The following is a 26,158-nucleotide window of genomic DNA, read 5'->3' as shown; positions in this document are numbered from 1 at the left end:
GAAGAGGTGCACGACCCCGCCGGTCGGGAGCCTTCCGCCACAAGCTTAGCGGAGGATCTGCACCGCGCCGCGCCGGAAGCTGGACGCACCAATCCTCGCATGGTCTGATGCGGACGTGGTCGACCGGCGACGTCGAGCAACGACTTGGCCGCGAAGCAAAAGAAGATCCGAGGGAGGAACCGGCATGCTGCGATGGGGAATGACCGTCGGTCTGCGCGGATTCAGCGGACCCGCCGGGGCCGCAGCGCCTCTCGGCCGCGCGATCGAGTGCGCCGCTCCGTCGGCGGGAGGTCCGCGATGATCGCCGAATCCGATCCTGTCGCGGGCGCCTGCCCGTGCTGCCTGCCGCGCCGCGGCTTCATGCGCGCGCTCGCCGGACTCGGCGCCGCGGCGGTCGCCGCTCCCGTCGCGGGCTCGTCCGCCGCGACGGCCCAGCCGGCGCGGTATACCGGTCTCGTGATCGACTGCCACGGGCACTACACCACCGAGCCGCCCGCCATGCTGGCGTGGCGCAAGCGTCAGATCGAGGCCATCAACGACCCCGCCCAGTCGCCCTCGCCCTCCGACCTCAAGGTCAGCGACGACGAGGTGCGCGCCAGCGTGAGCGGGCGTCAGCTCAAGCTCCAGGCCGAGCGCGGCATCTCGCTCGCCCTTTTCTCGCCGCGGGCCGGCGGGATGGGCCACCATATCGGCAACGCCCGGACAAGCCTCGACTGGTCGATCGTGTCGAATGACATGATTCATCGCGTCGTGAGCCTGATGCCGAAGAACTTCGTCGGCGTCTGCCAGCTGCCGCAGACGCCGGGCGTCTCGCCCAAGAACTGCACGGCCGAACTGGAGCGCTGCGTCAAGGAACTCGGCTTCGTCGGCTGCAACGTCAACCCGGACCCGTCCGGCGGCAACTGGACCGATCCGCCGCTCTCGGACCGCTTCTGGTACCCGCTCTGGGAAAAAATGGTCGAGCTCGACGTGCCCGGCATGGTCCATGTCAGCGCCTCGGCCAACCGCAACTTCCACGGGACGGGGGCGCACTACATCAACGGCGACACCACCGCCTTCATGCAGTTCATCACCTCCGACCTGTTCAAGGATTTCCCGACGCTGCGCCTGATCATCCCGCACGGCGGCGGCGCGGTGCCCTACCACTGGGGCCGCTACCGCGGGCTCGCGCAGGACATGAAGCGCCCGCCGCTCTCCGAGCTGATGCGCAACGTCTACTTCGACACCTGCGTCTATCATCAGCCCGGCATCGACCTGCTGCTGAAGGTCGTGCCGCGCGAGAACGTGCTGTTCGCCTCGGAGATGGTGGGCGCGGTCAACGGCGTCGATCCCGAGACCGGCCACGCCTACGACGACACCAAGCGCTACGTCGAGGCGGCCCCGCTCTCGGACGCGGACCGGGCGCAGATCTACGCCGGCAACGCCCTCAAGGTGTATCCGCGCCTCGCCGACAGGCTGAAGACGGCCGGGCTGACGCCGTAGCAGGCCAGGCGGGGCCGCGGGACCGCGGCGGCCCCTGCCCGCGGTCGATTTGGTCGCAGTCGGGGACGTGGGAGAAAGATGTCCTAAGTTCGTTGTCCGGTCGCCCGCGGTCCCCACGCGGCCCGCCGGAGACCCTTCGTGCCCGAGCCAGAGTTCCGTCCGACGCGACGAGAGGCCGACCCACCATCGACGCTGACGGCGGTGATCGCCGTCCCGGTCCGCAACGAGGCCGAGCGGATCGGGCCCTGCCTCGACGCCTTCGCCGGGCAGGACGGGCTCGGGACGGGCGGGCTTGGCGTGGTCCTGTTCCTCAACAACTGCACCGACGACACCGCCCGGGTGGTCGCGGCCCGCGCCCCCGATCTGCCCTTCCGCCTGCGCGTGATCGAGCGGGATTGCGCCGGGGCGACGGCCGGCTGGGCGCGCCGCGAGGCCATGGAGGCCGCGGCGGGATGGCTGGAGGAGGAGGGGGCGGCCGGCGGCATCATCCTGACCACGGACGCCGATTGCCTGGCGCCGGCCGACTGGGTGGCGCGCAACCTCGCCGCCCTCGCGGCGGGGGTCGAGGCCGTGGCGGGGCGGATCGCGCTCGACCCCGTCGACGCCGCGCGCCTGCCGGCCTCCCTCCACGCCCGCGGACGGCTGGAGGGGGCCTACGAGGCCCTGCTGGTGGAGCTGGAGGCGTGCATCGATCCGCTGCCGCACGACCCTTGGCCGCGCCATTGGACCACCTCGGGCGCGACACTCGCGGTGCGCCTCGCGGCCTACCGGCAGGTCGGCGGCATGCCGCCGCTGGCGGTCGGCGAGGATCGGGCCTTCGTGTCGTCGCTCCTGTCGAGCGACGTGCGCGTGCGCCACGACCCGGGCGTGCTCATGGTCACCTCCGGCCGGCTGGACGGGCGCGCGCCGGGCGGCGCGGCGGACACGATGCGGCTGCGCTGCAAGGTGCCCGAGAGCCCCTGCGACCCGCGCCTGGAATCGCTGCCGCTCGCCCTGGTCCGGTTCGCGTGGCGGCGCCGGCTCCGTCGGCTCCATGCCGCCGGCCGGCTCAGCCGCACCCGCCTGTGGGCGCCCTGGCTGGGGATCCGGGCGGCGCAGGCCCGTGAAGTCGCGGAACTGGCTTCGCTGGGCGCCGTTCTGGCCGCGGTCGAGCAGGTCAGCCCCCGGCTCGGCTATCGGCCGTTGCGGCCCTCGGAGCTTCCCGCGCAGATCCGACGCGCCCGCGCGGTGCTGGCCGCGCTGCGGGTTGCCGGCCGCGTCTTTCGGTGGGGGCGCGGCCTGTCGGCGCCCGAGCCGGCCGCCGGCACGGCCGGTCCGCGCCCCGTGGAGCGGCCCGGCAATGCCTGACGCGGCGTCCCTGGCCTACCGGGTTCAGAAGCACGCGGCGCGCCGGCTGCACTACGATTTTCGCCTGGAGGTTGGCGGCGTGCTGAAGAGCTGGGCGGTGACGAAGGGTCCGAGCCTCGTCGCGGGCGAGCGCCGCCTCGCCGTCGCGGTCGCGGATCACGGGCTGGACTACGCCGATTTCGAGGGCGTGATCGCCCCCGGCCGCTACGGCGCGGGTGCGGTGCTGCTGTGGGATCGCGGCACCTGGGAGCCCGACGGCGACCCCGCCGCGGCGCTCGCGGCCGGGTCCCTCGCCTTCACCCTGCACGGCGTGAAGCTGACCGGGCGCTGGCGCCTGATGCGCCTGAAGGCCGGTCCGCGCGCGCGGCAGACCGCATGGCTGCTGGTGAAGTCGCGCGACGGCGCGGCGCGCGGGCCCGGCGACCCGGATATCCTGGACGAACTGCCGCGGTCGGTCCTGACCGGCCGCACGGTCGAGCAGGTCGCCGCCGGGGCGGCCTGACGGGAGGAGGTGCATGGACCAGAGGACCCCGCCCACCCTCGCGTGCGACGCGCTAGCGTCCGCGCGGGCGGTCGCCGCGTCGGCCGAGGCGCGGGCCGGCGCCGAGGACCGCGACGACGGATTTCCGGCCGAGGACGTCGCCGACCTCGCCCGCCTCGGCCTGCTCGCCGCACCGGTCCCCTCCGCAGAGGGGGGAGCGGGCCTGGGCGAGGAAGCCGATGCCGGGGCGCTGGCCGAGGTCCTGCGCCTCGTCGGCTCCGGCAGTCTCGCCCTCGGGCGGCTCTACGAGGGCCATGTCAACGCGCTCGACCTCATCGCGCGCTACGGCGATGCCCGCCAGCGCGAGCGCCTGTTCGGGGACGCCCTCGACGGCCACCTGTTCGGGGTCTGGAACACCGAGCCGCCCGCGGCCGGCCTGACGCTGGCCGAATGCCCCGGGGGTGTCGCCCTCGCCGGGGTGAAGACCTTCGCGTCGGGGGCGGGCCGGGTCACCCGCGCCCTCGTCACGGCGCGGCGGGCGCCGGCCGACGCGCCGCTGATGCTGGTCGTGCCGCTCGCACCCGGCACCCGGGCGGATCTTTCGGCGTGGCAGGCGCAGGGGATGCGGGCCTCGGCCACCGGCACGGTCGATCTCACCGGCCTCGTCGTGCCGCGCGAGGCCGTGCTCGGCGGGCCGGACGATTACCACCGCCAGCCGCATTTCTCGGGCGGCGCGTGGCGCTTCGCGGCGGTGCAGCTAGGCGGGATCGAGGCGGTGTTCGATGCGTGGCGCGGGCACCTCGCCGCGGCCGGGCGCGGGGCGGACCCGCACCAGCTCGCCCGGCTCGGCGAGGGCGCCATCGCGGTCGAGGGCGCGCGGCTCTGGGTGCGGCGCGCGGCGGGCCTCGTCGCCGCGGGGACGCTGCCGCCCGAGCGCATCGTGGCCTACGTCAACCTCGCCCGGCTCGCGGTCGAGCGGGCGGGCCTCGACGTGCTGCAGCTCGCCCAGCGCTCGGTCGGGCTGCCGGGCTTCCTGCGCGGGCACCGGCTGGAGCGGCTGTCGCGCGACCTCGCCACCTACCTGCGCCAGCCCGCGCCGGACCGGGCGCTCACCACGGCTGCGGCCGAGATCCTCGGGGCCGGCGGCAGTGCCGGCGACCTCTGGAGCGACGAGAGATGCGGGCCGACGCCTTCCTGACGGCCGCGGAGGCGCTTCCCTTCGCGGCCCTCGACGACCTCACCGGCGGGCGCGGGCTCGTGGTGGTGGCGCCGCATCCCGACGACGAGAGTCTCGGCTGCGGCGGGCTGATCGCGCAGGCCTGCGCCCGTGGCCTGCCGGTGCGCCTCGTCGTGGTAAGCGACGGCGTCGGCTCGCACCCGAACTCGCCGAGCTACCCGCCCGCGCGCCTGCGGGACCTGCGGGAGGAGGAGACGCGCGCCGCCGCGCGGGCGCTGGGGCTCGCCGCGGAGCAGATCGGCTTCCTGCGCCTGCCCGACCGCGCCGTGCCGGCCACCGGCCCGGCGGCGGAGGCGGCAGCCGAGGCCATCGCGGCGGCGGCCCGCGCCTGCGGGGCGGGCGCCCTGTTCGTGACCTGGGCGCGGGATCCGCATTGCGACCACCAGGCGTGCGCGGCCCTGGCGGGGCTCGCGCGCCGCCGCCTTCCGGCCGTGCGCCTCTTCGCCTATCCGGTCTGGGGCTGGAGCCTGCCGGGCGACACCGAGGTCGGCGCGCCCCCGCGGGGCGTGCGCCTCGACATCTCCGGGCAGCGCGCCGCCAAGGCCTCGGCCGTCGCGGCGCACCGCTCGCAGACCACGGACCTGATCGACGACGACCCGGAGGGGTTTCGCCTCGACGCCTCCATGCTGGAGCGCTTCGCCCAGCCCTTCGAGATCTTCCTGGAGGTGCCCGCGTGACCCGCTACACCGCCTCGCTGCCGCCGGACTACTTCGAGGAGCGCTACGCGGCGGATCCCGACCCCTGGCGCTTCGCCACGAGCGCCTACGAGCGCGCCAAGTACGCCGCGACGCTCGCGGCGCTGCCGCGGCCCCGCTACGCCGCCGCCCTGGAGGTCGGCTGCTCCATCGGCGTGCTGACGCGCCGGCTGGCCGAGCGCTGCGACGCGCTCGTCGCCCTCGACGTGGCCGAGGCGGCCCTGGACCAGGCCCGCGCCCGCTGCCGGGACCTCGCCCATGTGCGCTTCGTGCAAGCCCAGGTCCCGGGCGCGTGGCCGGCGGGCGGCTTCGACCTGATCCTCTTGTCGGAGGTCGTCTACTATCTCGACGCGGCCGATGTCGGGCGCTTGGCGGAGTGCCTGCGCGACAGCCTGCGGCCCGGCGGGGACGTCGTGCTGGTCCACTGGACGGGCGAGACGCACTACCCGCTCACGGGCGACGAGGCGGCGCAGATCCTCATCGACCGGACGGCGCCGTTCCTGACCCTCGTCCACCAGGCGCGGACGGACGAGTACCGGCTCGACGTTCTTCGGCAGGGACCTGCGGAGCCGAGGGCCTGATCCGGCCCGGCCACCGGCAGCGTTCCACCGCTTGCGCGGGCAGGAGGGAGGCGCGTCTCCCCTTTGCGCCCCATGCGACGATTTCCGGCTACGGGGCTTCGGCGCTCGGCCGGTTGTGGTCACCCGGCCCGGGCCGGGTCATCGCGCGGGCCGCGGTCAGGCGTAGAACGAACTCACGGCCGGCAGGGTCTCGGCCGTCTTCGTCGGGCGTTCGCCATCGAGGCGCACGCGCGGGATCCTGGCCATCGCCTCGGCGTAGCCGGCCTGGAGGCCGGGCGGCACCAGCGGCGGGTGATCGGGAGTGGGGAGGCGGGCGGCGGAGCGCTTGTGCAGGCTGGACATGTGCAGAACATAATCGGCGGCGGCTGTTGTTGCAGTGCGGCGATCAGCCCGGTGCACCGCAATACGCGCACGCGGAACATTTCGCGATCAGGCCGCCGCGGTGCAGGATGCGGGTGGGTTCGCGCAGGCGATCGGACGAGCCGGAATGCGGCCGAGCGACGACCGGGCCGCCAGTGAGGCCATCCTCCTCGACCGGGCGGGCGCGAAGGTCCGTGCCGGAGCGGGGTCGCACACGGGAGAGGCGTTCATGCTGCGGGGTGGCTGCCATTGCGGCGCGGTTCGTTACGAGGCGGATGCCGCGCCGTTCCACGCGACGATCTGCCATTGCGCCGATTGCCGCCGCATCGTGGGCGCGGCCTCGGTGGCGTGGTTCAGCGTGCCGCGCGCGGCTTTGCGCTGGACGGCGGGCGCGCCGAAGCCGGTGCGGTCGAGCGCCCGCGCGACCCGGACCTTCTGCGGCACGTGCGGCACCTCGCTCACCTACGAGAGCGATGCCGCGCCGGACGAGATCGACGTCACGACGGCGAGCCTCGACGAGCCGGAGCGCGTGCCGCCGCGCGATCATACCTTTCTTGCCGAAAGACTGGCCTGGGACGTCGTCGCTGACGGCCTGCCGACCTTCGCCAGGACGCGGTAACGCGTGCGCGTCGCGGGAGGCCGTGGCGGGCCGTCGGGGGGAGGGTAGGGACCCTGCGGCCCCATTCACGGAAGCGGCCGACGCTGCCGCGCGACACGGACACGACCGGTGCAACGCCGTACCGCGCGGTGGAACAGCCCGTCCCAACTCACCCCTTTCCCGGACGACTGGAGCGAAGCGGAAGGAGATCCGGGAACCAGCGCAAAAAGTCGCGAAGCGTCTTTGTGTCTGCAAAGGCGCCAATACAGAGCCGCTTCGCGGACCATCTATCCTGGTTCCCGGATCTCCTTTCGCTGACGCTTCAGTCGTTCAGGAAAAGGGGTGTGCGCGAGGGTGCTTGACTGAGTTCGCAGGTTCACGCCGTCCCACGACCTCATCCCGGCAGGGCCGACTCCTCTGCGGGCCCCGCCAGCCCGCCTCGGCCCGGAAGACCCGCCGCATTCCCTGCCTGCCGAGCGTCTCTCGAACACCGAGGCCGGCGCGGCCCACCGCCACACCGGTGGGTCGCACCGGTGTGGCGGCCATTAGTGGATCGTCTGGGGCTGGCCCCGGTCAGGCGAGGGTGAAGTTGGCGGCCGAGAGGCTGGCGGCCTCCACGTTCTGCAGCGTGACCGTGTCGCCCGTCCCGTAGGCGATCACCGCGTCCGAGCCCTCCTGACGCGTCGCCGCCTGCACCGCCGCGAACGACGCGAACACACCCCCGTTGAACGCGATCACGTCCCGCTCCGAACCGCCCGTCACGAAGTCCCGGATCACGTCGGACCCGTCCCCGCGGCCCAGCGCGAACACGTCCGACCCCAGGCCACCCGCCAGCGCGTCGTTGCCCGCGTTGCCGAACAGAAGGTCCGCCCCCTCGCCCCCGAACAGCTGGTCGTCGCCCACCCCGCCCGACAGGTAGTCGGCGCCCGCGCCACCCAGCAGCACGTCCGCCTCCTGCTCGCCGAACAGTTGGTCGTTGCCCGCGTCCCCGCTCAGCAGGTCCCGGCCCGTGCCGCCGTAGAGCCGGTCGTCGCCCGCCTCGCCGTAGACGCCGTCGTCGCCGTCGTCCCCGAACAGCAGGTCGTTGCCCAGCTCCCCGTGCACCTCGTCGTTGCCGAAGCCGCCCGAGCCGAAGTCGTTGCCGGCCCCGCCATCGGCGACGTCGTCGTCGTCGTCTCCGAACAAGAGGTCGTTGCCTGGCTCACCGGGCACCTTGTCGGCGCCGAAGCCGCCCGAGCCGAAGTCGTTGCCGGCCCCGCCATCGGCGACGTCGTCGTCGTCGTCGCCGAACACGAGGTCGTTGCCGGCCTCGCCCAGCACGCTGTCGGCGCCGAAGCCGCCCGAGACGAAGTCGTTGCCGGCCCCGCCCAGGACCGTGTCGTCGCCGTCCTGCCCGAACGCCTGATCCGCCCCCGCGCCCGCCTGGATGACGTCGTTGCCGGCGCCGCCCTGGATGGTGTCGGCGCCCGCGCCGCCGGTCAGCGTGTCGGCCTGCGCCGTGCCGGTCACCGCGCGACCCACCGCCGGGATGCGGAAGCGGGCCAGGAGGGGATCGTGGTCGCTGGTCTGGTCGGCGAAGTCGGCGTTGATGTGGACCACCTCGAACTGCGCGCCGGAGCCGAGCGCCGCCGTCACCAGCATGTGGTCGAGGGTCTGGGCGTTGCCCTCGAACACGTAATCGTAGCGCTGGTTCTCGGGCAGCGAATCCTGCAGGTCGCTCAGCACCGCGGTGCCGCCGCGGGTCAGCGTCGCGCCGGTCCCGGCCTGGGTGTAGCCGGTGAGCGTGGCCTCACCCTTGATCACCGCCAGCGGCTCCTCGAAGCCGAAGTCGTTGAGGTCGCCGGCCACGATCACACGGGCCTGGGCGTTCCTCGCGAGGAGCCCGTCCACGAAGGTGTTGACCGCCTGGGCCTGCGCGGCGCGCGCGACCTGCCCGGCGTCGAAGGGGGGCTGCTCGGAGCCGAACAGGGCGCCGCTGCCGCCCTTCGAGGTGAAGTGGTTGCTCACCACCGTCACGGTCTCGTCGTTGAAGACGAAGTCGGCCGCGAGCGGCGGGCGGGAGCCGAAGAAGGGATTGTTCGGGTTGGTCTGCTGGTCGGTGTAGCTGCCCGAGGTGATCGGGATGCCGTCCGCCGCGATGGTGCGGGCGGAGTTCGGCACGAGGCTCACCCGGTCGGTGCGGTACAGGAAGGCGGTGCGGATGTTGCCGCCGGGCTCACCGCCGTTGGTGTCGTCGCCGATGAAGGTGTTGTCGACGAAGGCGTAAGCCGGTCCGCCGGCCGCCGCCACCGCGTCCACGATCCGCTGCAGCGTCTGCGAGGCCGAGGTGACGGTGGAGGCGGTGTTGCCCGGCCCGTCGTTGTCCTGGATCTCCTGGAGCGCGATGACGTCGGGCGCGTTCAGCCGGCCCAGCACCTCCGAGGCGATGGTGGTGAAGCGCGCCGGGCCGTCCGTGGGATCGAGGTTCTCGGCGTTGTAGCTCGCGACGAGCAGACTGTCGGCGTCGCCCGTCAGCGTGCCGCCGGTCTTCACCCGCGGGCTCGGCGTCGCGACCGTGACGGGGGCGGTCGCCACCACCTCGTAATTGCCGAAGCTGTAATTGACGACGCCCGTGACGTCGTTGAAGCGCGTGCCCGTGTCGATGGTCGGCAGGGTGACGCCGAGGCCCGGGTCGAGGCGGATGCGCTCCGGGTTGAAGTCGCCGCCGACCGTGTTGGTGAAGCCCAGCACCGGGTTGCCGCCGCGGATCAGCAGGTCGCCGCCGGGGTTGAGCCCGGTCGCGCCCGCGCCGCCGGCCGCGACCGCGAAGATCTCGCCGAAATTGTTGGTCGGGCCGGTGGCGAGCGGCGCCGTGACGGTGGCGCGCATGCCCTCCAGCGATTCCCAGAAGGTGTTGCCGGCCGCGAGGTCCTCGGTCGGAGGCTGCAGGTTGCCCGCGCCGCCGATCCGCGCCGCGGCCGGGAGCGCGTTGCCGCGCGAGAGGATGCTGACGCTCGGGTTCGCGCCGATCTGCGTGACCGAGAGCGAGCCGCGCGCGGCCCCGGACGGCATGAATTCCTGCACCTGCCCGCCGACCAGCACGGCATCGCTGGCCGCGACCGAGGGGCGGCTGCCCGTGAACACGAACAGGCCGTCCGAACTGGCGGCGTTGCCGTCGCCGGTGGGATCCTGGAGGTAGAAGCCGTTGCTCGCCACCGCCGTGACGATGCCGGAGGTCGTCACATTCTGCCCGGCGAGCGCCGAGGCCGCGCCCGTGCCCTGGATCAGCGGGATCGCGGTGAGCACCGGGGCGGCCTGGTAGACGGTCGTGGTGTTGCCGACCTCGTTGGCCGAGACGACGAGTGCCTGGCCGGTCGGGCTGTCGGCGGCGGAGATGAAGTTCAGCACCTCGGGGGCCGCGTCGGTGCGCCCGCTCGCGGGCGGCTGGTAGGTGACGAAGCGGGCTTCCGCCGGCACCGTCACGTCGTAGACCATCACCCCGCCGACCCGCTCCAGGCCGACGAAGGCGTAGGTCCGCCCGGCCACCGTGCCGATGGTGACGCCCTCGGGCTCCGGCCCCTTGTCGTCCGAGCGGTCGTCGACCTGGCCGTTGCCCTGGTTCTGGTTGAAGATCGCCGGGAAATCCCGGGCGATGATCTTTTCGAACTCGCCCCCGGTCTCGCGCACCTTGGTGATGGTGCCATCGGATTCCTGGCGGAAGATCGAGATGCCGCGCCCGCCGAAGGTCACGATGCGGTCGAGGTCGCCGTCGCCGTCGGTGTCGCCGTCGATGGTCGAGACGTTGAGGCGCCCGAGTTCGGAGGCCTGCTGCAGGGTGGCGCGGTTCGGGAAGGCGGTGGGGTCGAGGGTGCGGGTGGAGAGGCGCGCCACGTCGCTGTCGTCGCTGCGCGCGTCGCCCTCGTTGGCGGTGACGAAGTAGACCCGGCCGTCCGGCGCCGTGAAGGAGGCGATGGCGTCCGGCATCGGCAGGCCGGAGACCGGCTCGTTGCGCAGGCGGATCGAGGCCGCGGTCGCCGGGCCGTCGTCCGAGGCGTCGAGCTCGTTGCCCGGCAGCGAGAGGTCGATGGCGCCGAGCGGCTTGATGGCGCGCAGCACCGGCGCCGCGCCGGCGATGTCGAACACCGCGACCGCGTTCGCCTCCTGCAGCGTCACGTAGGCGGTGGTGCCGCTGATCGTGGTGTATTCGGGCTCGATGTCGGCGATGGCGCCGGCGCCGGGCGGCAGCCGCACGCCGGCCGCGCGCAGGGCCGCTTCCTGGCCGGCGAGCGTGCCGAAATCGAAGGTCGAGACCGTGGCGGCGGCGACGCCGCCCGAGAGGTCGATCAGCGAGACCGACCCGTTGGGGTTGACGGCGGTGCCACCCACGGTGGCGCGCTCGCCCTCGTTGGCGACCAGGATCTTGGTGCCGTCGGCGTTGAAGCTGAGCTGGTCGGGCAGGTTGCCGACCGCGACCGGCGCGCGCAGCGAGGCGAGGCTCGCGGCGTCGAAGAAGGCCACGGCGCCGTTCTGGCGCGGATCGGCGTTCTGGTAGCCCACCGCCACGACGCCGTTGCGGACCGCCACCGTGTTCGCGGCGCCGTAGCCGGGCAGGGCGGTTAGCGCGATTGCGCCGACGCCGGTGAGCGCGCCGTCCGCGCCGATCCGGGTCACGTCGATGCGCCCGTCCCGGGCGTTCAGCGTGAAGAGCCGGGCGGTGGCGCGATCGAAGGTCACGACCTCGGCGCCGCCATCGGCGGTGTTGGTGCCGGAGGCGGCGATCGCGCCGAGGCGGGTGAGCGTGAGGCTTCCGGTGCCGATCGGCGCCGTTGCGGACCCGGCCAGCGAGGCCGCGGGGGCGAGCAGGGTGGGAGCCGTCGGCGCGGGCGCCGTCCCGGCGCTGCTGGTGACGCCGATGTCGTCGATGCCGACCCACTCGTCGTTGCCGGTGGCGTTGGCGGTGATCACCCGCACCTGCAGGTTGGCCTGGTCGTTCGCGGCGGCCGGCAGCACCGCCTGGACCCGGGTGTCGGGGCCGGCGGCGTTCGGCCCGGCGGTGGCGTCGGCCACGAAGGCGGCCGGCACGTTGGTCCAGGCGCCGGTGTCGCCGAGGCGGTATTGCAGCGCCACCGCCTGGGCGGCGTTGTCGGCGCCGGTCTCGAGGTCGCGCAGGGTGTAGGAGACCGTGACGTTCGAGCGCCCGCGCGAGTCGAGGTAGAGGACGAGGCTCGGGGCATCCGCGGTGCCGGAGCCGGCCAGCGCCACGGTCGGGTTCGCCAGGGCGAACTCCGCCACGCCGCCGGTCGTGAAGGTGTTGGGGCTGGTCTGGTTGGCGTTGACGTCCACCACGACGGTGCCGTCGCCGGTCAGCGTCTGGGGATCGGCGCCGACGAGCGCCGTGACGTCGTCGCCCCGATAGCCGACGATGCTCGGGACCCCCGACCAATTGTCGTCCGCGGTGATCAGGCCGGCGTTGCTCCAGGTCTGCGTGAAGTCGCCATTGGCCAGGACGTGGGGAGCCGTGGTCATCGAGAGCATCCGATCCGAGGGTGGGCCGCCGCGCGGAAAGCGCAGGGGGCCCGCGGCAGAGCCGCGGGCCCGGGGGGTTCAGGTGACGGGGCTGGCCCCGATCAGGCGAGGGTGAAGTTGGCGGCCGAGAGGCTGGCGGCCTGCACGTTCTGCAGCGTGACCGTGTCGCCCGTCCCGTAGGCGATCACCGCGTCGGAGCCCTCCTGACGCGCCGCCGCCTGCACCGCCGCGAACGACGCGAACACGCCCCCGTTGAACGCGATCACGTCCCGCTCCGAACCGCCCGTCACGAAGTCCCGGATCACGTCGGACCCGTCCCCGCGGCCCAGCGCGAACACGTCCGACCCCAGGCCACCCGCCAGCGCGTCGTTGCCCGCGTTGCCGAACAGAAGGTCCGCTCCCTCGCCCCCGAACAGCTGGTCGTCGCCCACCCCGCCCGACAGATAATCGTCGCCCGACCCGCCCAGCAGCACGTCCGCCTCCTGCTCGCCGAACAGCTGGTCGTTGCCCGATTCCCCGCTCAGCAGGTCCCGGCCCGTGCCGCCGTAGAGCCGGTCGTCGCCCGCCCCGCCGTAGACGCCGTCGTCGCCGTCGTCCCCGAACAGCAGGTCGTTGCCCAGCTCCCCGTGCACCTCGTCGTTGCCGAAGCCGCCCGAGCCGAAGTCGTTGCCCTCGCCCGCGCCCACGAAGTCGTTGCCGGCCTCGCCGTAGACCTGGTCGTCGCCGGCCGAGCCGAAGACCCGATCGCTGCCGCTGCCGCCGCGCACGCTGTCGTTGCCGGCGCCGCCATCGGCGAAGTCGTCGTCGTCGTCGCCGAACACGAGGTCGTTGCCGGCCTCGCCCAGCACGCTGTCGGCGCCGAAGCCGCCCGAGACGAAGTCGTTGCCGGCCCCGCCCTGAACCGTGTCGTCGCCGTCCTGGCCGAACGCCTGATCCGCGCCCGCGCCCGCCTGGATGACGTCGTTGCCGGCCGCACCGGACAGGCTGTCGTTGCCGTCGTAGCCGAAGATCTCGTCGGCCTCGGCGGTGCCCGTGAGGCTGTCGTTGCCGCCCGTGCCGAAGCGTCCCGAGTTGAAGACCGTGTCGGCCCGCGCGCTCAGGTTCTGGATGCGCAGGTCCTCGCTCGCCGGCGTGTCGGGCGTGGCGTAGGAGCGGTCGGCGGTGGGGTAGCGGGCGCGCAGGTACTGCGAGAAGGCCGCCTGCTCGCCCACCACGTTCGCCGGCAGGTTGGCGGGCGCGGTGAAGTCGAGCGCCTCGTCCACCGGGGCCGAGAGCGTGCCATCCGCGAGCAGGTAGCGGAAGTTGTCGCCGTTCTGCTTCGTCGGGTAGCCGTCGCCGCCATTGGCCGTGAAGTTGAGCGAGACCACGCTGATGGTCGCGGGCGCGCCGGCTACGACCTGGCCGTTCTCCACCACCCGGGCGATCACCGTGCCGGCCTCGTCCGTGAGCGCGACGCTGCGCACCCGCGAGCCGGCCGGCTGCGAGGGATCGTAGGAGAACTTCACGCCGCCGATCTGCGGGTAGCCGCCGTTGCCGGGAGCGAGGCCCGCGCCGTAGTTGAGGATGTTGAGCAGCCCCTGCGGCGTGGTGTCGAACACCATCAGCTTGTTGTCGAAGCGCAGGGCGTTCTCGGTGTCGAGCTGCGAGACGCCGCCCTCCGGCTTGCCGGCGGCCGGGTTGGCGAGCGGCGGCAGCTTGGCGCCGGCATTCGGGTCGTTGCCGCCGCCGGCATCCACCGCACCGATCGAGGCGCGGATGCCGCCGCCGTTCTTCAGCGACACCAAGAAGCGCTGGTTGGGCAGGGCGCGGGCCGCCGCGGCGGCGTTGGCATCCGCCGAGAGGTCGCCGAGGTTGGTCTCCTGGGCGCGCCCGAAGGCGCGGTCACCCTCCAGATAGACGTCGGTGAAGCCGTAGACGTTGCTCTCCTTGGTGCGGATCACCGAATCGATGGCGCCGGTGATCTGCTGCACCCGGGCGCCGATCGAGCCCGCCGCGAAGGCCTGGCCGACGTCGCTGCCGTAGGCGGCCTGGAGATTCGCCTGGGTCGAGGCGTAGGAGCCGGTGACGGCCGGGTTGAGGCTGCCCGGGATGAGGCGGCCGGCCTCGTCGAAATCGATCACGAGGCGGCCGAGATAGGTGGATTCGCTGTCGGTGGCGACGATCAGCGTCGGGGCGCCGTCCGCGCCCGCGGTCTGGATCGGGTAGGGACCCGCATAGGTGGCGTCGTGCCCCGGAAAGGCCGCCGGACGGTCGGTGGCATCGCCCAGCCGGGTGTGCGAGCCCGCCGCCAGGATGATGTCGACGCCGCGCAGCAACGGCGCCAGGGCCTGCTCGTTCGGCAGCAGCTGCAGGTGGCTGTCGAGGACGACCTTGTTGACGCCCTGGGCGATCAGGCCGTCGATGACCGGCTGGAGCTGGCTGGCCAGCAGCGCCATGTCGTCCCGCTCGGTCTGGTTGTCGCCCGGCTCGCCGGCCTTGGGGAAGCCGTTGACCTCGGTCCCGGTGGGCGAGGAGATGCGCTCCAGCACCTGGGTGGTAGCGCCGACGATGCCGATGCGCTCGCCGTTGATCGTCACGATCGTCGAGGGGGCGATGCGACCGGGGATCGCCGAGGCCTGCTGCCCGCCCGCCGTGACGCGCCCGCGCAGGGCCGAATCGCCCGAGAAGTCGAGGTTGGCCGAGAGGTAGGGGAAGCGCGCGCCCACCCAGGCGCCGGCCGGCGTGATCGCGTCCGCGAAGGTCGCCGAGCCGAGATCGAACTCGTGGTTGCCGATGGTCGAGGCCCGGACCCCGAAGGCGTTGTAGATCGCGATGTCGGGCCGGCCGAGGGCGGTCGCGCCGACGACGCCGTTGAGCGCCGGGTCGGCACCGGCGGTGAGGAACGGCCCGGGGATGAAGTTGTCGCCGCCGGCCAGCACCAGCGTGTTGGCGTACTGATTGTCGAATCGGTCGATCAGCGCGCCCATGATCGGAGCGGTCTGCGGCGTGAGGGTGGAGCCCTCGCCGTCCGACATGTGCAGGAGCTGGAGCGTGTAGTTGGCCATGTCGGTTCTCGTCGCGATGCCCGGGAGACGCCGCGCCGACGGCCGTTACCCCGGCCGGGTTCTCGCGCTCCCCCCTAGGCTCGGACGCGTAGAGGCGTCCCATGACACGACGATGAAGCTCGGCCGGGCAGCCGATGGACGCGCCCGGACGGCCCGATCCGGGCTCCGAACGGACCGCCCGGATCCCGGGTCAGGCGGCCTCCCGGCCGGCGTGGAGGCGGCAGTGCTGCAGGTAGCCGACCTCGTGACGGCCGGCGAGTTCGACCACGCTCGACCAGAGCCAGGACGGGGCCCGCTCGGCCCCGCGCAGATCCCGCATGACCTCGGCGCGCCAGTCGGCGCGGGCCGCCTCGTCCATCTGCCGGCCGTGGGCCTTGCCGACCACGTAGGCGAGATAGTGGGCCGCCCGCACCGCCTCCTCGCGGCTGAACTGGTCCACGTCGAGCTTCAGGTCCTGCGGCAGCAATTCGCGCATCACGACCGGTTTGCCGAGAACCTGCACCGGCAGCATGCGTTCGCCCAGGTTGGGCGAGAGCGACCGCGCGCCGGCCACGACCCTCTCGGCGGGATCCGCCGGCATCGCCGCGCCCGGCGCGGCCGGGGCCGCGGGCGCAACGGCCTCCTTGAGGTCGACGAGCGCCAGACAGCGCTTGCCCTCGGGCTCCTCGATCCGCACCAGCGCGGCGTAGCGCAGGAAGCCGAGCGAACTGCAGCCCTTCATCCAGTAGGCGGCGTCGATGAGGCGGAGGCCGGCCGCTTCGCTGCGTCCGTTCAGCGTCAGCACGAGACGGCGCACCTCCTCCCCCCGGAAGAGGTCGTGGAGCACCGCGCGCTCGTCGCCGCCGAGCGCCCAGAACTTGCGCCCGAGCGGGATCGACGGCTCCACGTCCTTCAGGCGCTCACGGGCGAGGTGCTTCCAGTGCCGCCCGAGGGCACGGCGCCGAACCACCCGCACCACGTCCGGCTCGGGCGGCGCCTCGCCCGACTCCGCGGTGCCCAGACCCAGCGCATAGCCGCGGACCATCTCCTCCAGCATGCGGGCGGTCACGATTCCGGGCAGGTTCGAGCCGCGCGCCGCGCTGGCCAGCGACAGCCCCAGGCGCACGAGATCGTGCGTCGGGTTGCCGATGACGGTCTGATCGAGATCGCGGACCTGGATGTCGACCCGGCCGTCCGCGCCCGCGAGGGGGCCCAGATTGCCGAGATGGCAGTCGCCGCAGATCCAGACCGGCGGCCCCTCGGGGAGGGTGCCGCGGGACAGGCCGTCCAGCCACTCGTAGAACTTCAGGGTGTTGCCCCGGACGTAGGCATGGGCGGACCTCGCCATCTTGAGGGTGCGCTGGCGCTCCAGCACCGCCGCCCGCTCCTCGGGACCATACGCCTCGGTCTCGCGCATCGATGAACCTTCAGCCGATCGTCGCGCGCCCTTGCGCGCCGTCTTGGGCATCAACGCTCAAGGCTGGGCCGGCGCGGCGTGGCCCATCGTCCCGGCCGAGGATGATGCGGGACGCCTGCACGTGCAGGGCCGGCCGGCCCGATCGGGACGGCGCGGCGCCGGCAGGCGCGGCCGGAGAAGCGCCCCGTCACGCCAGATCCCAGCGCTGCGCGATGGCGGCGTAGCGGCCGTCCCGCTGCATGTCGGCGAGAGCCGCATCCACGGCCACCATAAGGCTGTTGATGCTGCCGGCCGTGCCCGGGCTGAAGCCGATGCCCAGCGGCTGGGGATCGTCGGGAACCTGCGCGAGGATGCGCAGCGTCGGCGTCCGCCGGACGAACCACGCGGCGACCGGATAGACCTTCATCACCGCCTTCACGCGGCCGGCCGTCAGGTCGCTCATCGCGTCGGCGATCTGCGCGAAGGGGTAGACCTTGACCTCGCCGATCCGGCCGGCCTTCTGCATGGCGAGCGCCGCGTCGTAGTCGGTCGTGGCCGCCTGCACCCCGACGCGGGCGCCTCTCAGGTCGTCCAGGGTCGTGCCCGGCGGCGAGGCCGCGGCATCGACCACGAGGCTCAGCGTCGTGGTCATGTACGGCTCCGACCACGCGAGCGTGCGCCGCCGTTCCGGGGTGATGGTGATCCCGCCGACGATGCAGTCGTAGCGGCGCTCCTGCATCTCCTGGAGGATGGTCTCCCAGCGCGTGTCGACGAAGTCGGGGCGCAGGCCGAGCTGCTGGGCGATCTCGTCCAGCAGATCGACCTCGAACCCGACCTTCTTCCCATCGGCGATGAACTCGAAGGGCGGATTGACGAAGTAGGTGCCGATCCGCAGGACGCCCGGCTCCAGCGTGTCGGGCTGCGGGAGCGCCGGTGCGGCCCGCACGGCCGACGGCGCCAGCGCCGCCGCGGCGGCGCCCGCCATCTGCTGGACGAGGCGGCGGCGCGTCGGCCGGCCCGTCTCGGCCGACGGAATGGATGCGGCAGGGCGACGGGTGGCCCGGCCCGACCCGACGATTCTCCACATGCCCTGGCCCTCCGGTGTCACGCCATCGTCCTTCGCCCGGCCCCTGCCCGGAGGCGCCCCGGCGCCTCCCCGCGTCGGCCGCCAACGAGCGGCACGGCCCAGCAGCCGATCACACCAGCGGCCGCAGGTCGCCGAGCAATGTCGGGATCAGCTCCGAGACGGTCGGATGGATCGGCACGGCCCATTGCAGCACCGGCGCGGCGGCGCCCGCATGCATCATGTCGAGGATGCCGTGCACGGCCTCGTCGCCCGCGGTGCCGAGGATCGCCGCGCCGAGCAGCGCCCGGCTCTCGGCATCGACCAGCACCTTCATGAAGCCGAGCGTCTCGCTCTTCTCGACCGCGCGGCCGACCCGCGTCATCGGGCGCGTGCCGATCAGGGCCGGGCGCCCCGTCGCGCGCACCTGCGCCTCCGTCAGCCCGACCCGGCCGAGCGGCGGGTCGGTGTAGAGCGCGTAGGCCGAGACGCGGTCGCTCACCCGGCGCGAGGCGCCGTCGAGGAGGTTCGCCGCCACGATCTCGAAGTCGTTGTAGGCGGTGTGCGTGAAGGCGCCGCGCCCGTTGCAGTCGCCGAGCGCGTAGACGCCCGGCACGGTGGTCTGCAGATCCTCGCCCACGCGGATGGTGCCGTTCGCGTCGGTGGCGATGCCGGCGGCCTCCAGCCCGAGGTCGTCCGTGTTCGGCCGGCGGCCGACGGCGAGCAGCACGTGCGAGCCGACCACCTCCGGCGGGCCGTCGGTGCAGTCCACCGCGACCGCGACGCCGTCCGGATGCGGCGCGAGGCGGATGCAGGCCGCGTTCAGCCGCAGGCCGATCCCCTCGCGGGCGAGGATGTCGGCGACGGCCTCCGAGACGTCCGGATCCTCGCGGGCGATCAGGCGCGGCCCCTGCTCGATCACCGTCACGGCGCTGCCGAAGCGCCGGTAGATCTGCGCGAATTCGAGCCCGATGTAGCTGCCGCCCACCACCACGAGGTGCTCCGGCAGGGTGTCGAGCTGCAGCATCGTGGTGTTGGTGAGGTACGGGATCCGGTCGATCCCCGGCAGGTCCGGCACGCGGGCGCGCCCGCCGACGTTGATGAAGATCCGCTCGGCCTCCAGCACCTCGCCGTTCACCGCCACGGTGCGCGGCCCCTGGAAGCGGGCGTGCCCGGTCAGCACGGTGCAGCCTTTCATGCCCCGCAGCCAGCGCTCGACATTGCCGCGGGCCGTGGCCGAGACGCCCTGCTGGCGGGCCGCCACGGCCTTCGGGTCGATGCCGACCGCGCCCGGCACCAGCACGCCGAAATCGCCGGCGCGGCGGGCGAGATGCGCCGCGTAGGCGCTCGCGACCAGCGCCTTGGTCGGCATGCAGCCGGTGTTGACGCAGGTGCCGCCGAAGAGGTGCCGCTCGATCAGGGCGACCGCCTGGCCGGCCGCGGTCAGGCGGCCGGCGAGCGCCGGCCCGGCCTGGCCGGCGCCGATGACGATGGCATCGAACCGCCGGCTCATGACAGGACCCACACGACGAGAGCCGCGAGGATGATGGCCACCACGTCCTCCAGGATCGCCGCGGGCCGGTCCCGGCCGAGCGCCGCCGCGAGGCGCCCGCGCGCCGCGGCCCCGCCGAGCGTACCGATCACGGCGCCGATCACGCCAGCGATCAGGCCGCCGGCGAGTTGGCCCTCCGGCAGGCCGACCGCCGCGCCGCAGAGCGCCCCGCTCGCCAGCCGGGCCCCGAACTGAACCGGCACCGTGCGGCTCGGCGTCGCCGGGAGCTGGTCGGTCACGAACTCGACCAGGGCGAGCGCGGTGAGGACGAAGGGCGTGTAGCGGTAGCCCAGAACGGCGAGCCACGTCCCGTCGAGCGCCAGCCCCCCGCGCCACGCCGCCCAGGAGATTGCGGCCGGCGCCGTCATCGTGCGCAGCCCGGCGACGACCCCGAGCAGCAGGGCCAGAACGATGCCGATCATCGGGCTTCTCCGAGCCGAGAAGGCGGGCGTGCAAGTTCGGCGCTGCCGAACGTCGCCCGGACGATGCAGTGGTTCGTCAGATTACCAGTACCGTCAAGTGTACGGGATCGACTCTGCACCGTCGCGGCCTCGTTTCACGGCGGCGCAGGACCGGTCCGCAGAGGCGAGGCGTCCCGGCCCAGCGGGCGCCCCGGTTCACTCCGGCAGGTGGATCGACCAGGGCTCCTCGAACACGAACTCTTCGAGGTTCACGCCGGGGCCGCCGCGGTCGACCACCGCGAAGTCCTGTGGCGCGCCGAACGGCGTCAGCACGCCGTGCCAGACGTTCATGGCGTAGCTCACGCCCTGGCCCGGCGCCGTCACGAAGGCCTGCGGCCGGCCGGGCCGCCCGCCCTCGTCCGGGCAGACGACGACGAGGAACGGCGCCTCGTTCAGCGGCAGGAAGGCCTGGGCGCCGAGGGGGTGGCGCTCGACGAGGCTCAGGGTCAGCGGCAGCGGATAGGGCTCGGCCTCCACGAGACCGACCACCACCTGCGCGCTCTCGCCCGCGACGGCGATCCGCGCGAGGTCGTGGAAGCGGCGCGCCCTACCGGCATTCATCGGCCGGGGGGCGGCGCCCGCCTTGTCGATCACCGCGCCGAAGGGCGCGAAGGCCTCGCGCGTGAGGGGCTGCGCGGTGATGCGGCGCCCGCTCATCGCGCGGCGCCCCGCGGCGACAGGGCGGCGTGGCGGTTCACGTCCTTGTAGAGCAGGTAGCGAAACAGCCCGGGACCGCCCGCGTAGCAGGCCTGCGGGCAGAAGGCGCGCAGCCACATGAAGTCGCCGGCCTCGACCTCGACCCAGTCGCGGTTGAGCCGGTAGACCGCCTTGCCCTCCAGCACGAACAGGCCGTGCTCCATCACGTGCGTCTCCTCGAACGGGATCGAGGCGCCGGGCCGCAGCGTGACGATGTTGACGTGCATGTCGTGGCGCACGTCGTCGGAGGCGACGAAGCGCGTGGTGGCCCAGGCGCCCTCGGTGCCCGGCATCCCGGCCGGCTCGATCTCTGATTCGTGGCGCAGGAAGGAGTCGGGCGCGTCGAGGCCCGGGACCCGCTCGTAGGCCTTGCGGATCCAGTGGAAGCGGGCCGCCTCGTCGCCCGCGTTGCGCAGCGACCACGCGGCCCCCGGGGCGAGGTAGGCGTAGGAGCCGGCGCGCAAAGCCTGCTCGCGCCCGTCGAGGGTGAGCGTCGGGGTGCCGGCCACCACGAAGAGCACGCCCTCGGCCTGCGGGTCGGGCTCGGGGCGCGCGCTGCCGCCGCCGGGGGCGACCTCCATCAGGTACTGCGCGAAGGTCTCGGAGAAGCCGGAGAGCGGCCGCGACAGCATCCAGGCCCGGGTCCCCTCCCAGAACGGCAGGACGCTGGTCACGATGTCGCTCATCACGCCTTTCGGGATGACCGCGTAGGCCTCGGTGAACACGGCCCGGCCGGTCATCAGCGCGGTCTGGGGCGGCAGGCCGCCGCAGGGCGGGTTGTAGGGATGGGCGCTCATGGCATCACCTTGCTCTCGGATCGACGGCCTCTCGGGTCGTAGACCGCGGGGCGGGCCCTGTCGCCCCGCGGTCGCATCACGGCCGCGCCGCGGCGCCTCAGCGGTTGCGGCCCGCACCGGCCGCCAGGATCGGCGAAGCGGGCGACGGGGCGGACGCGGGAGCATCCAGCACGGCGGCCGTATCGGCCGCGACCTCGCCGTCGAGGACGCGGCGCGCCTGCGCCCGGTCGATGTCGCCCTCCCAGGCGGCGATCACCACGGTGGCGACGCAGTTGCCGATCAGGTTACCGAGCGCCCGGGCGATCCCGACGAACCAGTCCACCGACAGCACCAGCACGAGGCCGATCACCGGGATGTCCGGCACCGCCGAGAGGGTCGCGGCCAGCACCACGATCGCCGAGCCCGGGATGCCGTGCGCGCCCTTCGAGGTCACGAGGGCGATGCCGAGGATCAGCAGCAGGTGGCCGAACGAGAGCGGCGTGTTCGTCGCCTGCGCGATGAACACGGTGGCCAGCGTCAGGTACAGGGAGAAGGCGTCGAGGTTGAACGAGTAGCCGGTGGGGATCACGAGCCCGACCGTCGAATCCTTGATCCCCAGCCGCTCCAGCTTGCGCATCACCTGCGGCAGCACGCTGTCGGAGGAGGCGGTGCCGGCCACCACCGTCAGCTCCTCGCGCAGGTAGGCGAGCAGCTTGATCAGGCTGAAGCCCGCCGCCCGCATGATGGCGCCGAGCACCACGAGGACGAAGAAGGCGACGCCCGCGTAGAAGAGGCCGACCAGCAGGCCGAGCTGCTTCAGCGAGCCGACGCCGTACTTGCCCACCGTGAAGGAGACCGCGCCGAGCACGCCCAGCGGCGCGAGGCGCACGATGAAGCCGATCACCTTGAACAGGACGTTGGTGATCCGCTCGATGCTCTCGGCGAGCGGGCGGCCCTGCTCGCCCATCAGCGCCAGCCCGGAGCCGAACAGGATGGCGATGATCAGGACCTGCAGGATGTCGCCCTTGGCGAAGGCGTCGACCATCGTGGTCGGGATCAGCTTCATCAGGAAGTCGACCGTGCCGGTGACCTGGCCCACGCGGTCGGTGTAGCTGGCGAGCGCCTTGGCATCGAGGGACGCCGTGTCGACGTTCATGCCGCGGCCCGGCTCGAACAGGTAGGCCAGCGCGAGGCCGAGCACGAGGGCGAGCGTCGTCACCACCTCGAAGTAGATGAGGGCCTTGAGGCCGACGCGGCCGACCTTGCGCAGGTCGCCCGCGCCGACGATGCCGTGCACCACGACCCCGAAGACGAGGGGCGCGATCGCCATCTTGATGAGCTTGATGAAGCCGTCGCCGAGGGGCTTGAGCGCCACCGCGACGTCCGGCCAGACGATCCCGAGCACGATGCCGACGATGAGCGCGGCGACGACCTGCGCGAACAGGGATCTCGACAAGCGGCCCATGCCATCCTCCCTTTGATCCGTCGCGTGTGTCCGGCTGGCGAGCCCGGCCGCGCGGGCGCGGTCGCCGTTGCCGGTGATCCTGCGCTGCCGCGACCCGCGATCGATCCGGGTACGGTGGCGCGCGGGCTCGGTGGCGTCCAATACTCGTTTGCGATCTCGCCAGACGTCAGGCCTATGGATCGACCGCATGGAACTGCGTCACCTGCGCTACTTCGTGGCCGTCGCGGAACGTCTGAACTTCACCGCGGCGGCCGAGAGCCTCGGCGTCTCGCAGCCGCCGCTGAGCCAGCAGATCCGCGATCTGGAGGCGGAGATCGGGGCGGAGCTGTTCGAGCGCACGAGCCGCCGCGTCGTGCTGACCCGCGCCGGGGTCGACCTGCTCGAACGCTCGCGCGGCATCCTCGCCCAGGCCCAGGAGGCGGCCGAGCGGGCGCGGGCGATCGGCTCCGGCAGCGCCGGCATCATCAAGATCGGCCTGACCGGATCCGTCCTGACGGGACCGATCGGCGAGCTGATCCGCCTCTTCCGGAGCACGCACGGCCCCGTCGAGGTCCGCATCCACGAGCTTCCCCCCGACCAGCAGATCGCGCACCTCAAGGCGCGGCTCGTCGACCTCTGCTTCCAGCGCAGTCCGCCGCACGATCCGGACTTGGTGACGGAGATCGCGTGGCACGAGCGCGTGGGCGTGGTCATGGCCGGCGGCCACGCACTCTCCCGCGCACAACGGCTCGCCCTGACGGACCTCGCCGGCCAGCCCTACCTGTCGCTGCGCCTGCGGGATTCGCGCTTCGCCAACGACCTGTGGCGGGCCGGTCTGGCCGCAGGGTTCGCGCCCGACCCGTGCCAGGAGGTGGTCGAGGCGACCTCCCTGATGAGCCTCGCGGCCGCGGGCCTCGGGATCGCCCTCATCCCGGAATTCGCCAGCATCCTGCGCCACCCGAAGGCCGCCTTCCGGGTCCTCGCTCCGCCGGTCCCTGCGGCCGACGTCCATGCGATCCGGCTGAACATCGTGGACGCGGTGGTCGATCGCTTCCTCGGCCTGATGCGCGACCGATCGCCCGGGATCGCGGACGCGCTGCGGGGCGAGGTCGACCGGCTGAACGAGGATGCTCCCGATCGGGGCGCCTAGAGCATTTTCCGACGAAGTGGATACCGGTTCGTCGCAGAAAATGCGGCAAATCAAAAACTTAGAGCAGTGCCCGATTGCATCGCGATCGGGCACTGCTCTAGCGCTCCACGGTTGACGCACGGTGCCCGCTCGCGAGGTCAGGAACCATGTAGCCTCCGGACCTTCGATCACGATCGCCAGATTGGCCGTTCGTCACTTGCCCGCGGTCCCCGCGAAGATCTGCCCGTCTCACGGCCCGCCTTCGTCCAAGGTACGCCAGGGCAGCGCAAGGTCCCGACCCCGGTCGTCGCACCCGCGGACCCCATCTTAAACTACAGCAATTCAAGGTGTGCGGGCCTGAGCTAGAATGCGGAAACTCCGATGGCGACAGGCCCAAAAACTGTCTCGATGAACCGCCTTCCGCATAGCGCGAAAATCATAAGCTCAAACCTATTTTACCCCGATGTCTTAGCACGGCGAACTAGATCAGCCCTCGATGAAACGTCTTCTCCGAACTGGAGGACTTACATGAAACGTCGTGCAGCCATCGGTTTGATCGCCGGCGGGCTCTTGCCTTCGTTGTGGCCACTCCAGGCGCAATCGGTCGGAAGAAGCCCGCGGATTGTCGTCGTCGTGCCCGTGGGTCAGTTCACTCGTGCCGAAGAGAGCGATCCCTGGAAAAAACTCGTAGCGGCCTTTCTGCAAGGCCTGAACGAGCTCGGTTACATCGACGGTAACAACATGAGATTCGAATTTTATTCGGCAGAGGGAAAGGACGGACAGCTCGATGCGATCGCGGCGCGCATCCTCGAAACACCACCCGACGTCATCCTGGCTGCCGGAGGGGGAGCCAACGAGGTCGCGCATGCCTTCAAGCGACTGACCCGCACTGTGCCGATCGTCATGGCCAACAGCTCAGATCCCGTCCTGCAAGGACTTGTCGCCGATCTCGCCCGTCCCGGCGGCAATATCACCGGCTTTTCCGGCAACGCCGGCCCACAGGTTGAAGCCAAAAGATTGGAATTTCTCAATGAGGTACTGCCCAGTGGCAGCCGAGTAGGTTATCTTGGCTTGAAGATCGATTGGAACAGCTCGGCTGCAGCAGGTGTACGTACCGCGGCGGAAAGGCTGGGAATGACAATCATCCACGTCGAACACACACCCTTGGGTTACGATGATGCATTCGATTTAAGCGTGAGAGAGAAATTGCATGGGCTGTTTGTGGCGCGGAATCCGTGGAATTTTTCAAATCGACGAGCCATCACTGGCTTTGCCACGCATCGACGGATCGCTGCGGTGTACCCGACGCGAGAGTTCGCCGAGGTCGCCGGCCTGATCTGCTATGGTCCAAGTCTCACCGACCTCTACCGGCGTGCGGCGGGCCATGCCGACAGGATCCTGAAGGGAGCCAAGCCTAGCGAGCTGCCTGTCGAACAGCCGATCAAGTACGAGTTCTTGATCAATCTCAAGACAGCTCAGGAGATGGATCTGAAAATCCCAGAACATCTTCTCGCCCAAGCCGACGAAATAATCGAGTAGGTGCGATTCCACGCACAAGCCGCCCCTTTCACTTGGAACCGACCGTCTCATTCATTGCATCGAGGTGACGGATCAATCGGTGGTTCGCAGACGCTGGAACGAACGAGACGGACTGCGCATCCGAGTCGGGACCGGTCCGTCCTGGCGGGGACTTGGCGCTCACCTTGGACCACGGAGGTGCATCCAGCCGCCGGCTGCAGCCGGAACGGATGGTTTCGCCGGCACGACGGCCCCGCTATCGAAGGGGCGAGCCGTCCGGGTCCGGCCCTCCGCCCACAGGCGGCCGATCCGCCCCGGCCAGGAGGTGCCCGTGACGACACGCCAGAGCCGCCGCTCCGTTCTCGCCGCAGGCGTAGGACTGCCCCTGCTCGCCATCCGGTCCGGAAAAGCCGAAACCGCGCCGGCCGGCGCGGGCTCCGCCGAGCGGCGGCTTAAGGAGCGCGGGATCGTGCTGCCCGAGCCGCCCGCACCGAACCCGAACTACGCGCCCTTCGTGCGGACCGGCAACCTCGTGTTCCTCTCGGGCCTGGGCCCCACCCGCCCGGACGGCAGCGTGGCGACCGGCAAGGTCGGCCGGGACGTCACGCTCGACGACGCCTACCAGCACGCCCGGCTGACGGGCCTGTCGATCCTCGCGGTGCTGCGGGGCGCACTGGGCGGCGACCTCGACAGGGTGGTGCGCGTCGTGAAGGTGCTCGGCATGGTCAACGCCACGCCGGACTTCACCGACCACGGCAGGGTGATCAACGGCTGCACGGACCTCTTCATCGCGGTGTTCGGGGAGGCGGGACGC

The 26,158-nt window shown here is 72.2% G+C and carries 20 protein-coding genes; 10 read left to right on the top strand and 10 right to left on the bottom strand.

Going from position 1 to position 26,158, the window contains the following annotated elements; genetic code table 11:
• Positions 1-297: 297 nt before the first annotated feature.
• The 6 genes from ACKUB9_RS10410 to ACKUB9_RS10385 all read left to right on the top strand — a co-directional run bounded on the left by ACKUB9_RS10410 (position 298) and on the right by ACKUB9_RS10385 (position 5,823).
• Positions 298-1,482, top strand: a complete 1,185-nt coding sequence (locus ACKUB9_RS10410; RefSeq protein WP_407521388.1) for an amidohydrolase family protein — start codon at positions 298-300, stop codon at positions 1,480-1,482.
• Positions 1,483-1,620: 138 nt separating this feature from the next.
• Positions 1,621-2,829 carry a glycosyltransferase family 2 protein gene (locus ACKUB9_RS10405; protein WP_407521390.1) on the top strand — a complete coding sequence of 403 codons (1,209 nt, stop codon included), beginning with the start codon at positions 1,621-1,623 and terminating at the stop codon, positions 2,827-2,829.
• Entirely contained in the window at positions 2,822-3,331 is a 510-nt protein-coding gene (locus tag ACKUB9_RS10400) for a DNA polymerase ligase N-terminal domain-containing protein (RefSeq protein ID WP_407521392.1), read from the top strand. Before ACKUB9_RS10405 ends, ACKUB9_RS10400 begins: the two co-directional genes overlap by 8 nt.
• Before the next feature lie 13 nt (positions 3,332-3,344).
• Positions 3,345-4,508 carry an acyl-CoA dehydrogenase family protein gene (locus ACKUB9_RS10395; protein WP_407521394.1) on the top strand — a complete coding sequence of 388 codons (1,164 nt, stop codon included), beginning with the start codon at positions 3,345-3,347 and terminating at the stop codon, positions 4,506-4,508.
• Positions 4,487-5,224, top strand: coding sequence for a PIG-L deacetylase family protein (locus tag ACKUB9_RS10390; protein ID WP_407521396.1), 738 nt, complete (start codon positions 4,487-4,489; stop codon positions 5,222-5,224). Before ACKUB9_RS10395 ends, ACKUB9_RS10390 begins: the two co-directional genes overlap by 22 nt.
• Positions 5,221-5,823, top strand: a complete 603-nt coding sequence (locus ACKUB9_RS10385; protein ID WP_407521398.1) for a class I SAM-dependent DNA methyltransferase — start codon at positions 5,221-5,223, stop codon at positions 5,821-5,823. Before ACKUB9_RS10390 ends, ACKUB9_RS10385 begins: the two co-directional genes overlap by 4 nt.
• Positions 5,824-5,979: 156 nt before the next feature.
• Here ACKUB9_RS10385 and ACKUB9_RS10380 read toward each other — a convergent pair whose 3' ends face one another.
• On the bottom strand, positions 5,980-6,165 hold the full coding sequence (locus ACKUB9_RS10380) for a hypothetical protein (RefSeq protein ID WP_407521400.1): 186 nt from the start codon (positions 6,163-6,165) through the stop codon (positions 5,980-5,982).
• 145 nt (positions 6,166-6,310) lie between these two features.
• Between ACKUB9_RS10380 and ACKUB9_RS10375 the strand changes: the two genes are divergently transcribed.
• Positions 6,311-6,802: a GFA family protein gene (locus tag ACKUB9_RS10375; RefSeq protein WP_407521402.1), complete on the top strand. Its 492-nt coding sequence runs from the start codon at positions 6,311-6,313 to the stop codon at positions 6,800-6,802.
• Positions 6,803-7,354: 552 nt separating this feature from the next.
• Here ACKUB9_RS10375 and ACKUB9_RS10370 read toward each other — a convergent pair.
• From ACKUB9_RS10370 to ACKUB9_RS10330, 9 genes are all read right to left on the bottom strand, one after another.
• Entirely contained in the window at positions 7,355-12,286 is a 4,932-nt protein-coding gene (locus tag ACKUB9_RS10370; RefSeq protein ID WP_410825811.1) for a choice-of-anchor I family protein, read from the bottom strand.
• A 101-nt stretch (positions 12,287-12,387) separates the two neighbouring features.
• Positions 12,388-15,330: a 5'-nucleotidase C-terminal domain-containing protein gene (locus tag ACKUB9_RS10365; protein ID WP_407521406.1), complete on the bottom strand. Its 2,943-nt coding sequence runs from the start codon at positions 15,328-15,330 to the stop codon at positions 12,388-12,390.
• A 190-nt stretch (positions 15,331-15,520) separates the two neighbouring features.
• A complete protein-coding gene (locus tag ACKUB9_RS10360) occupies positions 15,521-16,726 on the bottom strand; it encodes a DUF2252 family protein (RefSeq protein WP_407521408.1) in 1,206 nt (401 codons plus the stop codon).
• Positions 16,727-16,913: 187 nt separating this feature from the next.
• Positions 16,914-17,792 (bottom strand): ABC transporter substrate-binding protein, encoded by an 879-nt coding sequence (locus tag ACKUB9_RS10355; protein WP_407521410.1) that lies wholly within the window; start codon positions 17,790-17,792, stop codon positions 16,914-16,916.
• Between the two features lie 109 nt (positions 17,793-17,901).
• Positions 17,902-19,281 (bottom strand): FAD-containing oxidoreductase, encoded by a 1,380-nt coding sequence (locus tag ACKUB9_RS10350; protein ID WP_407521412.1) that lies wholly within the window; start codon positions 19,279-19,281, stop codon positions 17,902-17,904.
• On the bottom strand, positions 19,278-19,742 hold the full coding sequence (locus tag ACKUB9_RS10345) for a DUF4126 domain-containing protein (protein WP_407521414.1): 465 nt from the start codon (positions 19,740-19,742) through the stop codon (positions 19,278-19,280). Before ACKUB9_RS10345 ends, ACKUB9_RS10350 begins: the two co-directional genes overlap by 4 nt.
• 195 nt (positions 19,743-19,937) lie before the next feature.
• Positions 19,938-20,438: an ureidoglycolate lyase gene (locus tag ACKUB9_RS10340; RefSeq protein WP_407521416.1), complete on the bottom strand. Its 501-nt coding sequence runs from the start codon at positions 20,436-20,438 to the stop codon at positions 19,938-19,940.
• The gene (locus tag ACKUB9_RS10335; RefSeq protein ID WP_407521418.1) at positions 20,435-21,274 is read right to left on the bottom strand and encodes a bifunctional allantoicase/(S)-ureidoglycine aminohydrolase; all 840 of its coding nucleotides are present in this window, start codon (positions 21,272-21,274) and stop codon (positions 20,435-20,437) included. The genes ACKUB9_RS10340 and ACKUB9_RS10335 overlap by 4 nt, the downstream gene beginning before the upstream one ends.
• Positions 21,275-21,371: 97 nt before the next feature.
• Positions 21,372-22,718 carry a dicarboxylate/amino acid:cation symporter gene (locus tag ACKUB9_RS10330; RefSeq protein WP_407521420.1) on the bottom strand — a complete coding sequence of 449 codons (1,347 nt, stop codon included), beginning with the start codon at positions 22,716-22,718 and terminating at the stop codon, positions 21,372-21,374.
• A gap of 187 nt (positions 22,719-22,905) precedes the next feature.
• Here ACKUB9_RS10330 and ACKUB9_RS10325 point away from each other — a divergent pair, with 187 nt between their 5' ends.
• The 3 genes from ACKUB9_RS10325 to ACKUB9_RS10315 form a co-directional block, all read left to right on the top strand.
• Positions 22,906-23,847: a LysR family transcriptional regulator gene (locus ACKUB9_RS10325; protein WP_407521422.1), complete on the top strand. Its 942-nt coding sequence runs from the start codon at positions 22,906-22,908 to the stop codon at positions 23,845-23,847.
• A 507-nt stretch (positions 23,848-24,354) separates the two neighbouring features.
• A complete protein-coding gene (locus tag ACKUB9_RS10320) occupies positions 24,355-25,365 on the top strand; it encodes an ABC transporter substrate-binding protein (protein WP_407521424.1) in 1,011 nt (336 codons plus the stop codon).
• A 310-nt stretch (positions 25,366-25,675) separates the two neighbouring features.
• The coding region (locus ACKUB9_RS10315) for a RidA family protein (protein WP_410825809.1) at positions 25,676-26,158 on the top strand (483 nt) is incomplete at its 3' end.

The sequence above is a fragment of the Methylobacterium oryzisoli genome, from assembly GCF_046557895.1.
Taxonomy (GTDB): domain Bacteria; phylum Pseudomonadota; class Alphaproteobacteria; order Rhizobiales; family Beijerinckiaceae; genus Methylobacterium; species Methylobacterium oryzisoli.
The sequence above is the reverse complement of the archived record's forward strand: the minus strand, read 5'-3'. Positions and strand labels throughout refer to the sequence as shown.

Excerpts from the sequence above, each read along its gene's own strand:
- ACKUB9_RS10410 (WP_407521388.1), top strand. The coding sequence starts at position 298 with ATGATCGCCGAATCCGATCCTGTCGCGGGCGCCTGCCCGTGCTGCCTG.
- ACKUB9_RS10400 (WP_407521392.1), top strand. The coding sequence starts at position 2,822 with ATGCCTGACGCGGCGTCCCTGGCCTACCGGGTTCAGAAGCACGCGGCG.
- ACKUB9_RS10395 (WP_407521394.1), top strand. The coding sequence starts at position 3,345 with ATGGACCAGAGGACCCCGCCCACCCTCGCGTGCGACGCGCTAGCGTCC.
- ACKUB9_RS10390 (WP_407521396.1), top strand. The coding sequence starts at position 4,487 with ATGCGGGCCGACGCCTTCCTGACGGCCGCGGAGGCGCTTCCCTTCGCG.
- ACKUB9_RS10380 (WP_407521400.1), bottom strand. The coding sequence starts at position 6,165 with ATGTCCAGCCTGCACAAGCGCTCCGCCGCCCGCCTCCCCACTCCCGAT.
- ACKUB9_RS10375 (WP_407521402.1), top strand. The coding sequence starts at position 6,311 with ATGCGGCCGAGCGACGACCGGGCCGCCAGTGAGGCCATCCTCCTCGAC.
- ACKUB9_RS10370 (WP_410825811.1), bottom strand. The coding sequence starts at position 12,286 with ATGACCACGGCTCCCCACGTCCTGGCCAATGGCGACTTCACGCAGACC.
- ACKUB9_RS10365 (WP_407521406.1), bottom strand. The coding sequence starts at position 15,330 with ATGGCCAACTACACGCTCCAGCTCCTGCACATGTCGGACGGCGAGGGC.
- ACKUB9_RS10360 (WP_407521408.1), bottom strand. The coding sequence starts at position 16,726 with ATGCGCGAGACCGAGGCGTATGGTCCCGAGGAGCGGGCGGCGGTGCTG.
- ACKUB9_RS10355 (WP_407521410.1), bottom strand. The coding sequence starts at position 17,792 with ATGTGGAGAATCGTCGGGTCGGGCCGGGCCACCCGTCGCCCTGCCGCA.
- ACKUB9_RS10350 (WP_407521412.1), bottom strand. The coding sequence starts at position 19,281 with ATGAGCCGGCGGTTCGATGCCATCGTCATCGGCGCCGGCCAGGCCGGG.
- ACKUB9_RS10345 (WP_407521414.1), bottom strand. The coding sequence starts at position 19,742 with ATGATCGGCATCGTTCTGGCCCTGCTGCTCGGGGTCGTCGCCGGGCTG.
- ACKUB9_RS10340 (WP_407521416.1), bottom strand. The coding sequence starts at position 20,438 with ATGAGCGGGCGCCGCATCACCGCGCAGCCCCTCACGCGCGAGGCCTTC.
- ACKUB9_RS10335 (WP_407521418.1), bottom strand. The coding sequence starts at position 21,274 with ATGAGCGCCCATCCCTACAACCCGCCCTGCGGCGGCCTGCCGCCCCAG.
- ACKUB9_RS10330 (WP_407521420.1), bottom strand. The coding sequence starts at position 22,718 with ATGGGCCGCTTGTCGAGATCCCTGTTCGCGCAGGTCGTCGCCGCGCTC.
- ACKUB9_RS10325 (WP_407521422.1), top strand. The coding sequence starts at position 22,906 with ATGGAACTGCGTCACCTGCGCTACTTCGTGGCCGTCGCGGAACGTCTG.
- ACKUB9_RS10320 (WP_407521424.1), top strand. The coding sequence starts at position 24,355 with ATGAAACGTCGTGCAGCCATCGGTTTGATCGCCGGCGGGCTCTTGCCT.